Genomic DNA, 12,962 nt, shown 5'->3' with positions numbered 1-12,962 from the left:
CCCGGGGGCCAGACACTTGACCGCGACCACCGACGTCAGCGAGCGCGGGCCGCTCGCGCTCGCCATCATCGACACGCTCGTCCACCGCATCGGCAAGGACGAGCGCGCCGCGCGCCCGCACGACTGGCTCGAGGCGACGATCCTCACGCTGCGCAACGAGATCATCGAGCGCTGGATGGCCTCCACTAAGCAGGCGCACGCCGCTGGCGCCAAGCGGGTCTATTATCTCAGCCTCGAGTTCCTGATCGGTCGGCTGCTGCGCGACACGCTCGCCAACCTGCGTCACCGCGATGAAGTCGGTGCGGCGTTGCGCCAGCTCGGCGTCGATCTCGGCGCGCTCGAGGAGCTGGAGCCCGACGCCGCCCTCGGCAACGGCGGCCTGGGGCGGCTCGCGGCCTGTTTCATGGAGAGCCTGGCGACGCTCGACCTGCCCGCCTACGGCTACGGCATCCGCTACGTGAACGGCATGTTCCGCCAGCGCATCGACGACGGCTGGCAGGTCGAGCTGCCCGAGACCTGGCTGGCGCATGGCAATCCCTGGGAGTTCGAGCGGCGCGAGAGCGCCTATTTCGTCGGCTTCGGCGGCGAGGTGACCGGCGACGAGGCCGGCCGTGTCCACTGGCAGCCCGGCGAGGCGGTCGAGGCGGTCGCGGTCGATACGCCCGTGGTCGGCTGGCGCGGCAAGCGCGTCAACACGCTGCGGCTGTGGACCGCGCGCAGCCTCGACCCGTTCAAGCTCGATGCCTTCAACCGCGGCGACTTCGAGGGCGCGATGGCGGACCAGCTCCGCGCCGACAGCCTGGTGCGCGTGCTCTACCCCAACGACTCCACCGCGGCCGGGCAGGAGCTGCGGCTGCGCCAGGAATATTTCTTCTCCTCGGCGTCGATCCAGGACATCGTTCGCCGCCACATCCAGTATTTCGGCGACATCCGCACGCTGCCCGATCGCGCCGCGATTCAGCTCAACGACACCCATCCCGCGGTGGCGGTGGCCGAGCTGATGCGGCTGCTGGTCGATCACCACGAGCTCGACATGGATGCGGCCTGGGCGATCACCCGCGCCACCTTCGGCTACACCAACCACACCTTGCTGCCCGAGGCGCTGGAGAGCTGGCCGCTGCCGCTGTTCGAGCGGCTGCTGCCGCGCCACATGCAATTGGTCTACGCGATCAACGCCAAGCTGCTGCGCGAGGCGCGCGCCGCCGAGGGGATAGACGACCGCGCCATCGCCGCGATCAGCCTGATCGACGAGGGCGGCGAGCGCCGCGTGCGGATGGCCAACCTCGCCTTCGCGGGCGCGCACAGCGTGAACGGCGTGGCGGCGCTGCACACGCAGCTGATGAAGTCGACCGTCTTCGCCGACCTCCACCGCCTCTATCCCGACCGGATCAACAACAAGACCAACGGCATCACGCCGCGGCGCTGGCTGCAGGGCTGCAACCCCGCGTTGACCGCATTGATCACGGAGGCGATCGGGCCGGAGTTCACCGACGACGCGCAGAAACTGCCCGCGCTCGCCCCCTTTGCCGAGGACGCGGGATTCCGCGAGAAGTTCGCCGCGGTGAAGCGCGCCAACAAGGTCGCGCTGGCCGAGCATGTCCGCGACACGATCGGGCTGCGGCTCGATCCCGACGCGATCTTCGACGTCCAGATCAAACGCATCCACGAATACAAACGCCAGCTGCTCAATCTGGTCGAGACGGTGGCGCTGTACGACCAGATCCGCAGCCATCCCGAGCGCGACTGGACCCCGCGCGTGAAGCTGTTCGCGGGCAAGGCGGCGTCGAGCTACGTCAACGCCAAGCTGATCATCAAGCTGGCCAACGACGTGGCGCGGCGGATCAACGGCGATCCCAGCATCGGCGGGCTGCTCAAGGTGGCATTCCTGCCCAATTACAACGTCAGCCTCGCCGAGCGGATGGTGCCGGCGGCCGATCTCTCCGAGCAGATCTCCACCGCGGGCATGGAGGCCTCGGGCACGGGTAACATGAAGTTCGCGCTTAACGGTGCTCTGACGATCGGCACGCTCGACGGCGCCAATATCGAGATCCGCGACCATGTCGGCGCCGACAACATCGTGATCTTCGGGATGACCGCGGAGGAGGTAGCAGCGAAGCGCGCAGGTGGGTATTCGCCGCGCGCGGTGATCGAAAATTCGGCGGAGCTGGCGCAGGCGGTGAACGCGATCGCCTCTGGCGTGTTTTCCCCGGATGACCCGAACCGCTACCGCGATCTCATGAACGGCCTGTACGACCACGACTGGTTCATGGTCGCGGCCGACTTCGACGCCTATGCCGCCGCGCAGCGCGAGGTCGACCGCCGCTGGGGCGATCGCGATGGGTGGCAGCGCAGCGCGATCCGCAACACCGCCAACATGGGCTGGTTCTCGTCCGATCGAACGATCGGCGAGTATGCGCGCGAGATCTGGGGCGTGCTGTGAGGCCGCCGGCGGCAGCGATCGACGCGCTGCTCGACGGCACCAGCGCCGATCCCTTCGCGTTGCTTGGCGCGCATGCCGGACCGGGTGGCACGTTCGCGCGCGCCTGGATCCCGGGCGCGGAGAGCGCCGAGCCGCACACGCTCGCGGGCGCGCCGCTCGGTATGCTCGACCGCGTCGATGACCGCGGCCTGTTCGAGGGCGTGATCGAGGGCGATCCCCAGCCGCTGCGCTACCGCGCGCGCGGCGGCGGGGCGGAATGGTGGGTGACCGATCCGTACAGCTTCGGTCCCGTGCTCGGCCCGGTCGACGACCTGCTGATGAACGAGGGGACGCACTTCCGCCTCTACGACAAGCTCGGCGCGCACCTGCTCCACCACGAGGGCGCCGACGGCGTGCATTTCGCGGTATGGGCGCCCAACGCGCGGCGCGTCGCCTTGGTGGGGGACTTCAACGACTGGGACGCGCGCCGCCATGGCATGCGGCTGCGCGCCGACACCGGCGTGTGGGAAATCTTCCTCCCCGATATCGGCGCCGGGCGCGCCTACAAATACGCCATCACCGGGCCGGACGGCGTGATGCAGCCGCTCAAGGCCGACCCGTACGCCTTCGCCGCCGAGCTGCGCCCCAAGACCGCCTCGCTCACCACCGCGCCGCCGACCCATGAATGGGGCGATGCGGCGCACCGCGACGCCTGGGCCTCGGTCGACCCGCGGCGCGTGCCGATCAGCATCTACGAGGTCCACGCGGGCAGCTGGGACCGCGACGAGAACGGCTGGTATCTCAGCTGGGACGAGCTTGCCGAGCGGCTGATCCCCTATGCCGTGGCGATGGGCTTCACGCACATCGAGTTCATGCCGATCTCGGAACATCCCTATGATCCGAGCTGGGGCTATCAGACCACCGGCCTGTTCGCGCCGAGCGCGCGCTTCGGCGACCATGAGGGGTTCGCGCGCTTCGTCGACGGCGCGCACCGCGCCGGGCTGGGCGTGCTGCTCGACTGGGTGCCCGCGCACTTCCCGACCGACGCGCACGGGCTCGCGCATTTCGACGGCACCGCTTTGTACGAGCACCAGGACCCGCGGCTCGGCTATCACCCCGACTGGAACACCGCGATCTACAATTTCGGGCGGCGCGAGGTCTCCGCGTTTCTGGTCAACAACGCTTTGTTCTGGGCCGAGCGCTACCATGTCGACGGGCTGCGCGTCGATGCGGTGGCGTCGATGCTGTACCGCGACTATTCGCGCAAGGCCGGCGAGTGGATCCCCAACACAGAGGGCGGGCGCGAGAACTGGGAAGCGGTGGAGTTCCTGCGTGCCACCAACAAGGCGGTCTACGCGCGCCACCCCGGCGTGATCACCGTCGCGGAGGAATCGACCAGCTGGCCCGGCGTGACCACGCCCGCCTATGACGAGGGCGCCGCCAGCGCGCTCGGCTTCGGCTTCAAGTGGAACATGGGCTGGATGCACGACACGCTCCAGTACATGGCGCGCGACCCGATCCACCGCCGCCACCACCACCACAATATCACCTTCGGGCTGGTCTACGCCTTCAGCGAGAATTTCGTCCTGCCGATCAGCCACGACGAGGTGGTGCATGGCAAGGGTTCGATGCTCACCAAGATGGCCGGCGACGACTGGCAGAAGTTCGCCAACCTGCGCGCCTATTACGCGATGATGTGGGGCTATCCCGGCAAGAAGCTGCTGTTCATGGGGCAGGAGTTCGCACAGCGCCAGGAATGGAGCGAGGAGCGCGCGCTCGACTGGGGGCTGACCAACTCATCCGCGCACGACGGCGTGCGCAAGCTCGTGCGCGATCTCAACAAGGTCTACCGCGAGCACCGCGCGCTGCATGCCCGCGACTGCGAGCCCGAGGGGTTCGAGTGGCTGATCGGCGATGACGCGGAGAACTCGGTGTTCGCCTGGCTGCGGCGTGCGCCCGGTGCGCCGCCGGTGGCGGTGATCGTCAACATGACGCCAGTGGCGCGGATGCCCTATCGCGTGCCGCTGCCGCTCGAAGGGCGCTGGCGCGAGCTGATCAACTCGGACGCGCAGGAATATTGGGGATCGGGGCTCGGCAATCTCGGTGGCGTCGTCGCGGCGGCGGGCTATGCTGACGTTACCCTGCCGCCGCTGGCGACCGTGATGCTGGAGTTCGAAGGGTGAGCAGCGCTCAGAAGAGCCGCGTGAGCACCGCGATGATCATGGCCCAGGCCAGGATCGAGGGAATAATGGCCGTCATCAACCCGCGGATCAGACCGTCGGGCGAACGATACGGATATGCGCGATCCATTGCAGATCCTCTCTTATCATTGTCGTTCCTTGATACGCCATCACTGACTGAGCAACGCGGAATCTGCTCGAGCGTTCCGAACCTAACCGGCCGACGCGCGGCAGTAAAGACGATACAGGGAGGAGTCTGACGTGGACGAACGCAGAGGTCAGCCGCTGGCACGCGACGCCATGGCCTATGTTCTGGCCGGCGGTCGCGGGAGCCGCCTCAAGGAACTTACCGATACGCGAGCGAAACCAGCCGTCTATTTCGGCGGCAAGAGCCGGATCATCGATTTCGCGCTGTCCAACGCGATCAACTCGGGCATCCGGCGGATCGGCGTCGCGACACAGTACAAGGCGCATTCGCTGATCCGCCACCTGCAGCGTGGATGGAACTTCCTCCGCCCCGAGCGCAACGAGAGCTTCGACATCCTGCCCGCCTCGCAGCGGATCAGCGAGTTTCAATGGTACGAGGGCACCGCCGACGCGGTCTATCAGAACATCGACATCATCCAGGACATCGCGCCCGAGTTCATGGTGATCCTGGCGGGCGATCACATCTACAAGATGGACTATGAGATCATGCTGCGCCAGCACTGCGACAGCGGTGCCGACGTCACCGTGGCGTGCCTCGAGGTGCCGCGGCACGAGGCCAGCGCGTTCGGCGTAATGCACGTCGACGAGCAGGATCGCATCATCGATTTCGTCGAGAAGCCCGCCGATCCGCCCTCGATCCCGGGCCAGCCCGATCGCGCGCTCGCCAGCCTCGGCATCTACGTGTTCCACACGCGGCTGCTGATCGACCAGCTGCGTCGCGACGCAGCGACGGAAGGGTCGGCGCGCGACTTCGGCAAGGACATCATCCCGTACCTGGTCAAGAACGGCAACGCCTATGCGCACCGCTTCTCCGCCAGCTGCGTCCGCTCGCCCGACGAGCCCGCGGCCTATTGGCGCGACGTCGGCACGGTGGACGCTTATTGGGAAGCGAGCATCGACCTCACCGACGTCGTGCCGCAGCTCGACCTCTACGATCGCGAGTGGCCGCTGTGGACCTATTCCGAGCTGACCCCGCCGGCCAAGTTCGTCCACGATATCGAGGGGCGGCGCGGCCAGGCGGTGTCGAGCCTGATCGCGGGCGACACGATCATCTCGGGCTCGAACGTGCATCGCAGCTTGGTGTCGACCGGGGTGCGGGCGCACAGCTTCTCGTCGCTGGACGAGGCGGTGGTGCTGCCGCATTGTCACATCGGCCGCGGCGCCCAGCTGAGCAAGGTGGTGCTCGATCGCGGTGTGATCATCCCCGACGGGCTGATCGTCGGCGAGGATCCGGAGCTTGACGCCCATCGGTTCCGCCGCACCGAGAAGGGCGTCTGCCTGATCACCCAGCCGATGATCGATCGCCTCGGCTGACATGGCGCTCTCGGTCCTCTCGGTCGCGTCCGAGGCCTATCCGCTGGTGAAGACCGGGGGGCTGGGCGACGTGGTCGGCGCGCTGCCCGCCGCGCTCGCGCCGCATGGCGTCGACGTGACCACCTTCCTGCCGGGCTATCCGCGAGTCCTCGCCGCGCTGGAGGCTGATGCCGTCAAGCGTGCGCGTGCTCCGGCGAACGCCGGAGCCCAGAGTCACAAGGGTGACGAGCGCGGCCCTGGGCTCCTGCGTGCGCAGGAGCTCGATGGTTCAGGCGAGGTGAGTCACGGATGGGGCGCGCCGCTGCACCGCTGGCCGGACCTTCTCGGCGCGCCGGCGCAGCTGCTCGAGGGCGAGATCGCGGGACATCGCCTGCTCGTGCTCGACGCGCCCGGCTATTTCGCGCGTGAGGGCGGGCCGTACGGCGACCCGGCCGCGCGCGACTGGGACGACAACTGGCGCCGCTTCGCCGCCTTCGCGCGCGCCGCGGCGGACGTGGCGGGTGGCGCGGTGGGGAGCGAGCGCTTCGACGTGCTCCACGCGCACGACTGGCAGTCCGGGCTGGCGCCGGCCTATCTCCGCTTCGCGCCGCCCGCGGCGGACGTGCCGCGCACGGTGATGACGATTCACAACATCGCCTTCCAGGGGCGCTATGACGCCGGCATCTTCGCCTCGCTGGCGTTGCCCGCGCACGCCTTCGCGGTCGACGGTGTCGAATATTATGGCGGCGTCGGCTACCTCAAGGCGGGGCTCGAGTCCGCCGACGCGATCACCACGGTGAGCCCGACCTACGCGCGCGAGATCCTCTCGCCCGATTTCGGCATGGGGCTGGAGGGGCTGATGCGCACGCGCCAGCGCCGCGTCAGCGGGATCGTCAACGGCATCGACACCGCGGTGTGGTCGCCGTCCGCCGACCCGTCGCTGCCGGCGCGCTACGATGCCGCCACGCTCGCCCGCCGCGTCACCAACAAGCGCGCGGTGGAGGAGGCCTTCGACCTCGACGCCGGTGACGGCCCGATCTTCTGCGTCGTCAGCCGGCTGACGTGGCAGAAGGGGATGGACGTGCTCGCCGACGCGATCCCTGCACTGGTCGAGCGCGGCGCGCGGCTCGCGCTGCTCGGCTCGGGCGACGCCTGGCTCGAACAGGCCTTCCGCGACGCCGCCGAGCGCTTCCCCGGCCAGATCGGCGTGCGGCTCGGCTATGACGAGGCGCTGTCGCACCTGCTCCAGGCGGGCAGCGACGCGATCCTGATCCCGTCGCGCTTCGAGCCGTGCGGACTGACCCAGCTCTACGGCCTCGCCTATGGCTGCGTCCCCGTGGTGGCGCGCACCGGCGGGCTCGCCGACACCGTGATCCACGCCAATGCCGCCGCGCTCGCGGCCGGTGTTGCCACGGGTATTCAGTTCGATACCGTCACCTACGAGTCACTGGTGGGTGCGATCGCACTGGCGACCGACCTCTACGCCGATGCCGAGCGCTGGGAGCAGATCCAGCGCGCCGGCATGGCGGCCGATTTCTCATGGGCGACGAGCGGTCGCCGTTACGCGTCATTGTACAGGGAGCTGCTCGCCGCATGATCGTCACCACCGCTACCACGCCGTTCGACGACCAGAAGCCCGGCACCTCGGGGCTGCGCAAGAAGGTGCGCGTGTTCGAGCAGCCGAACTACGCCGAGAACTTCATCCAGTCGGTGTTTGACGTGGTCGAGGGCAAGCAGGGCGCGACGCTCGTGATCGGCGGCGACGGTCGCTACCTCAACCGGGTCGTGATCCAGAAGGCGATCCGCATGGCCGCGGCCGCGGGCTTCGCACGCGTCGTGGTGGGGCAGGGCGGCATCCTCTCGACCCCCGCCGCCTCGAACGTGATCCGCCAGCGCGGCGCGCTCGGCGGGCTGGTGCTGTCGGCGAGCCACAATCCCGGCGGCCCCGACGAGGACTTCGGGATCAAGTACAATGTCGCGAACGGCGGCCCAGCGCCCGAAAAGGTGACCGAGGCGATCCACGCGCGCACGGTGTCGCTCAGCGAGTGGCACGCCGCCGACAGCGCCGACATCGACCTCGACACGCTCGGCGAGGTCACGGTGGAGGGCATGGCGGTCGAGGTGATCGACCCCGTCGCCGACTATGCCGCGCAGATGGAGCAGCTGTTCGACTTCGCCGCGATCCGCTCCGCCGGGCTGACGGTGGCGTTCGACGCGATGAGCGCGGTGACCGGGCCGTACGCGATCGAGATCCTCGAGCGCCGGCTCGGCTTCGCGCCGGGCACGGTGCGCAACGGTACGCCGCTGGAGGATTTCGGCGGCCATCATCCCGACCCCAACCTCGTCCACGCGCATGAGCTGTACGAGCTGATGATGTCCGCCGACGCGCCCGACTTCGGCGCGGCCTCGGACGGCGACGGCGACCGCAACCTGATCATCGGGCGCAACCGCTTCGTCACGCCCTCGGACAGCCTCGCGATGCTCGCCGCCAACGCGCATCTCGCGCCGGGGTACAAGGACGGGCTCAAGGGCATCGCGCGCTCGATGCCGACCAGCGCCGCGGCCGACCGCGTCGCCGAGAAGCTCGGCATCCCCGCCTATGAGACGCCGACCGGCTGGAAGTTCTTCGGCAACCTGCTCGACGCGGGCATGGCGACGATCTGCGGCGAGGAGAGCGCGGGCACCGGCAGCGACCATGTCCGCGAGAAGGACGGGCTGTGGGCGGTGCTGCTGTGGCTCAACATCCTGGCGGCGACGGGCAAGAGCGTCGACCAGATCGCGCGCGCGCATTGGGCCACCTACGGCCGCAACTATTACGCGCGCCACGACTATGAGGGCGTCGACAGCGCCGCCGCGGACACGCTGATGCGCGAGCTGCGCGGCAAGCTGGCGACACTGCCGGGAACGAGCGTCGCCGGGCTGACGATCGCCGAGGCCGACGACTTCGCCTATGAGGACCCGACCGACGGTTCGACCAGCCGCAACCAGGGCGTGCGCGTGCTTTTCGAGGGCGGCAGCCGTGTCGTCTTCCGTCTCTCTGGCACGGGCACCAGCGGCGCGACGCTGCGCGTCTACCTCGAGCGCTACGAGCCCGCGGGCGGCGACCTCGACGCCGAGACCGCCGACATGCTCGCCGACATCGTCGCCGCGGCCGAGCAGCTCGCCGCGATCCGCCAGCACACCGGCCGCGAGCGCCCCGACGTCGTGACGTGACCGCGACGATCGAGGCGGGCGGCGTCACCTTCGCGGTGCGCGCGCCCGCCGCGGCGGCGCTGTGGCTGTGCCTGTTCGACGGCGAGCAGGAACAGCGCGTCGCGATGGCGCGCGACGGTGAGGACTGGCGCGTCCACGTCACCGGCGTCGGCGAGGGTGTGCGCTACGGCTTCCGCGCCGAGGGCGACGCGCCGTTCGACGTGGCCAAGCTGCTCGTCGACCCGCACGCGACCGAGCTCGACCGAGCCTTCGCCTACGATCCGCGGCTGGCCGCGTACGGCGCCGACACCGCCTCGCTGGTGCCCAAGGCGATCGTGCGCGCGCCGCTGCCGCCGCGCGATCTGCCGCCGCTCACGCGTGCGGGCGGGCTGATCTACGAGATCAACGTCCGCGGCTTCACCATGCTGCATCCCGAGGTGCCCGCGGCGCAGCGCGGCACCGTCGCGGCGCTGGCGCACCCCGCGGTGATCGCGCACCTGCGCAAGATCGGGGTCGACGCGGTCGAGCTGATGCCGATCACCGCTTGGATCGACGAGCGCCACCTGCCGCCGCTCGGGCTGCGCAACGCCTGGGGCTACAACCCAGGGGCGCCGATGGCGCTCGACCCGCGGCTGGTGCCCGGCGGCATGCGCGAGCTGCGCGCCACGGTCGCGGCGCTGCGCGCGGCGGGGATCGGCACGATCCTCGACCTGGTCTTCAACCACACTGGCGAGAGCGACCGGCTCGGCCCGACGCTGTCGCTGCGCGGGCTCGACGACAGCGCTTATGCGCGCGCGCCGGACGGCACGCTGATCAACGATACCGGCACGGGCAACACGCTCGATTTCGCGCGGGGCTGGGTGCGCGCGCTGGTGTGCGACTCGCTGCGCCACTTCGTCGCACAAGCGGGGGTGGACGGCTTCCGCTTCGATCTCGCCACGGTGATGGCGCGCGGCCCCGGCTTCGCCGCCGACGCGCCGATCTTCGCCGAGATCGCCGCCGACCCGCTGCTCCACGACCGCGTGATGATCGCCGAGCCATGGGACACCGGGCCGGGTGGCTACCAGCTCGGCGCCTTTCCGGAAGGCTGGTGGGAGTGGAACGACCGCTACCGCGACGACGTGCGCCGTTTCTGGCGCGGCGACGGCGGCGCGGGGGCGCTGGCGACGCGGCTGTCGGGATCGAGCGACGTGTTCGGCGCCGAGCGCACGCGCGGGGTAAGCTTCGTCGCCGCGCACGACGGCTTCACGCTCGCCGACCTCGTCGCGCACGCCGAGCGCCACAACCTCGCCAACGGCGAGGACAATCGCGACGGCCACGGCGGCGAGATCGCGTGGAACAACGGCGTCGAGGGTGCGAGTGACGATCCCGCGGTACGGGCGCGGCGTGCCGCCGACGCGCGCGCGCTGCTGGCAACGCTGTTCGCCACCCGTGGTACCATCATGCTCACCGCGGGCGACGAGTTCGGCCGCACCCAGCGCGGTAACAACAACGCCTATGCGCAGGACAACGCCACCATTTGGCTCGACTGGGCGGGACGCGACGTCGCGCTGGAGGATGTCGTCGCCGCGCTGGCGGCACGGCGTCGCGCGCTACCCGCGCTGCGCGATCCGACGCTACGGCACGATGCGCGCTGGTATCGGCTCGACGGCGCGCCGATGCGCGACGCCGACTGGGAGGGCGCCGACGGTGTCGAGCTGCGGCTGCCGGAGTTCACCGTCCGCGTCGACCGGACGGCGCGGCAGGTCGAGCTACGCGCGACCCCGCTCAGCCGCTGATCGCGACCGGTGCGGCGTTGCTGCTCGCCTCGACGACTCGGCGCAACTCGTGCGAGTTCAGCGTCTTCATGAACTCGCAGCCGAACACGTCACCGTCGTTCCAGGCGATCCGCGCGTGATGCTCGCTGCCCCCCGGCAGCGACAATTTGAGCAAGGTCCCGACGGCGAGCGGCAAAGAGATGCGCGCGCGCAGCCCGTTCGCCGAGACGTCGAGGATGGTGACCGAGATCGCGACGCGCGCCATCGCGCGGCACTCGGTGCTGAAGCGCGGGTCGCGCCGGTTGTCGATACTGGGCTGCGAGGCCACGCGGAACATCCCCCCTTGGTGTCGGGACGGAAGGTAGCATCTGCTGGTTAACGATCGGTAAGGCGGGATGAACGCGGCGAAAGGTGTGGAGCGGGTGACGCCCGCCGAGCCGGAGCAGCGCGTGCTCCACCGGCGGCACATGGCGGGGCGGCAGCGGCACCGCTTCGAGCAGCCAAGCGCTGGCATGATCGCCCGTGATGTCGCGGCCGATCGCGCGCTGCGGCGAACCTCAGCTCCCGTGGCGCGTCAGGGTCGCGCGCCGCGGTGGGGCAGGCGAGGGTCGCGCCGCGCGTTCGAGCCGGAAGCGCGCGAGCTGGTGGCCGAGGTCGGCGGCGCGCTCGGCCAGGTCGATCGAGGCGGCGTCGGTCTGCTGCGCCATCGCGGCATTGTCCTGCGTCATCCGGCTCATCTCGCTCACCGCGGCATTGACCTGCCCGAGCCCCGCCGCCTGCTTGCGCCCGCTGTCGGCGACGCGCGCGACCAGCGCGCGGGCGTCGTCCACGCGCGTCAGGATGTGGCGCAGCGCGGCGTCGGTCTCGCCGACCAGCCGCACCCCCGTGGCGATCTCGCCCCCGACCGCGCCGACGCGCGCCTTCACCTCACGCGCGGCCTCGGCCGAGCGCTGCGCCAGTGCGCGCACCTCCTCCGCCACCACCGCGAAACCGCGGCCGGCGTCGCCCGCACGCGCCGCCTCCACGCCCGCGTTGAGCGCGAGCAGGTTGGTCTGGAAGGCGATGCCGTCGATCAGCGCGATGATCTCGCCGATCTCGGCGCCGCTGCGCTCGATGCCGTGCATCGCCGCGATCGCGCGTTGCGCCACGTCGCCGCTCGCCGCGGCCGCCGCGCTCGCCTCCGCGGCGAGCTGATCGGCGCGCGTGCCGTCCTCCGCCGCGGCGGCGACATCGCGGGTGAGCTCCTGCAAGGCGGCGGCGCTCTGCTCCAGCGCGGCGGCCTGGCGCTCAGTCCGCTCGGCGAGCGACTCGGCGCCGGCGCGGATCACCTGCGTCTCCGCCTCGATCGCGCCGGCCCGCTCGCGCACCGCGGTTACGATCGCGCGGAGATCGACCAGCACCTGGTTATACGCGGCGCGTACCGGCTCGTAGCGCTCCGACAGCGCGGTCGCGATCGGCTGGCTGAGGTCGCCGCCGGCCAGCCGCGCGAGGCCGGCCGTGATCGCGCCGATCAGCGCGTCGATCTCGCTGATGTCGATGCAGGTCACGATCATCGCCGGTCGGCCGTGGCGCTGGGCCAGGAAGAGCGAAACGAGCGCCGGGAATTGCGTTCCGTCCTTGCGCAATCCGCGGAACGGCATGCGGGCCACGCCGGCGCGCTGCGCCTCCTTCATGAGCGCGCCGACCGCGGCCTTGGTCGGCTCGCCGTCGGCCTGCAGCTCGGGCGAGGTGAGCCCCAGCGGCTGACCGATGAATTCCTCGCGCGTGCGGCCGAACAGGCGGAGCGTGGCCGGATTGCAGTCGACGTAACGGCCGTCCTGCACGATGTAGATCGCCTCAGGCGACGCCTCGAAATAGAGTTCGGCGGTGGATTGGCCGCGACGGCCCGATGTCCAGCTGCGCACGTTGATGCTG

General features: G+C 70.1%; 8 protein-coding genes. 6 read left to right on the top strand and 2 right to left on the bottom strand.

The features are described from left to right. Window positions 1-16: 16 nt before the first annotated feature. The 6 genes from FHY03_RS02855 (at window position 17) to FHY03_RS02830 (ending at window position 11,069) form a co-directional block, all read left to right on the top strand. Window positions 17-2,440 carry a glycogen/starch/alpha-glucan phosphorylase gene (locus FHY03_RS02855; protein WP_183928612.1) on the top strand — a complete coding sequence of 808 codons (2,424 nt, stop codon included), beginning with the start codon at window positions 17-19 and terminating at the stop codon, window positions 2,438-2,440. Then, the gene (glgB, locus tag FHY03_RS02850) at window positions 2,437-4,602 is read left to right on the top strand and encodes a 1,4-alpha-glucan branching protein GlgB (RefSeq protein WP_183928610.1); all 2,166 of its coding nucleotides are present in this window, start codon (window positions 2,437-2,439) and stop codon (window positions 4,600-4,602) included. The genes FHY03_RS02855 and glgB overlap by 4 nt, the downstream gene beginning before the upstream one ends. 258 nt (window positions 4,603-4,860) lie before the next feature. Continuing rightward, window positions 4,861-6,120, top strand: coding sequence for a glucose-1-phosphate adenylyltransferase (gene glgC, locus FHY03_RS02845; protein ID WP_183921749.1), 1,260 nt, complete (start codon window positions 4,861-4,863; stop codon window positions 6,118-6,120). Between the two features lies 1 nt (window position 6,121). After that, window positions 6,122-7,696, top strand: coding sequence for a glycogen synthase GlgA (gene glgA / locus FHY03_RS02840; protein WP_183928608.1), 1,575 nt, complete (start codon window positions 6,122-6,124; stop codon window positions 7,694-7,696). Continuing rightward, window positions 7,693-9,312, top strand: coding sequence for an alpha-D-glucose phosphate-specific phosphoglucomutase (locus FHY03_RS02835; RefSeq protein ID WP_183928606.1), 1,620 nt, complete (start codon window positions 7,693-7,695; stop codon window positions 9,310-9,312). Before glgA ends, FHY03_RS02835 begins: the two co-directional genes overlap by 4 nt. Then, window positions 9,309-11,069, top strand: coding sequence for a glycogen debranching enzyme (locus tag FHY03_RS02830; protein ID WP_311721292.1), 1,761 nt, complete (start codon window positions 9,309-9,311; stop codon window positions 11,067-11,069). The genes FHY03_RS02835 and FHY03_RS02830 overlap by 4 nt, the downstream gene beginning before the upstream one ends. On the opposite strand, the gene FHY03_RS02825 is transcribed toward FHY03_RS02830, so the two are convergent. Further along, the gene (locus FHY03_RS02825; protein ID WP_183921746.1) at window positions 11,059-11,376 is read right to left on the bottom strand and encodes a PilZ domain-containing protein; all 318 of its coding nucleotides are present in this window, start codon (window positions 11,374-11,376) and stop codon (window positions 11,059-11,061) included. The two genes, FHY03_RS02830 and FHY03_RS02825, sit on opposite strands and share 11 nt — an antisense overlap. A gap of 229 nt (window positions 11,377-11,605) precedes the next feature. Further along, entirely contained in the window at window positions 11,606-12,952 is a 1,347-nt protein-coding gene (locus tag FHY03_RS02820) for a methyl-accepting chemotaxis protein (RefSeq protein ID WP_183928604.1), read from the bottom strand. Window positions 12,953-12,962: the final 10 nt, after the last annotated feature.

Origin of the sequence: Sphingomonas sp. BK345 (genome assembly GCF_014193845.1) — a bacterium.
In the GTDB taxonomy this organism is placed as follows: Bacteria; Pseudomonadota; Alphaproteobacteria; order Sphingomonadales; family Sphingomonadaceae; genus Sphingomonas.
Note: the sequence above shows the minus strand (reverse complement) of the source record. Positions and strands in the feature narration are given on the sequence as shown.

Bases quoted from the DNA above. Each gene is read 5' to 3' on its own strand.
- glgA (WP_183928608.1), top strand. From the start codon at position 6,122: ATGGCGCTCTCGGTCCTCTCGGTCGCGTCCGAGGCCTATCCGCTGGTG.
- FHY03_RS02835 (WP_183928606.1), top strand. From the start codon at position 7,693: ATGATCGTCACCACCGCTACCACGCCGTTCGACGACCAGAAGCCCGGC.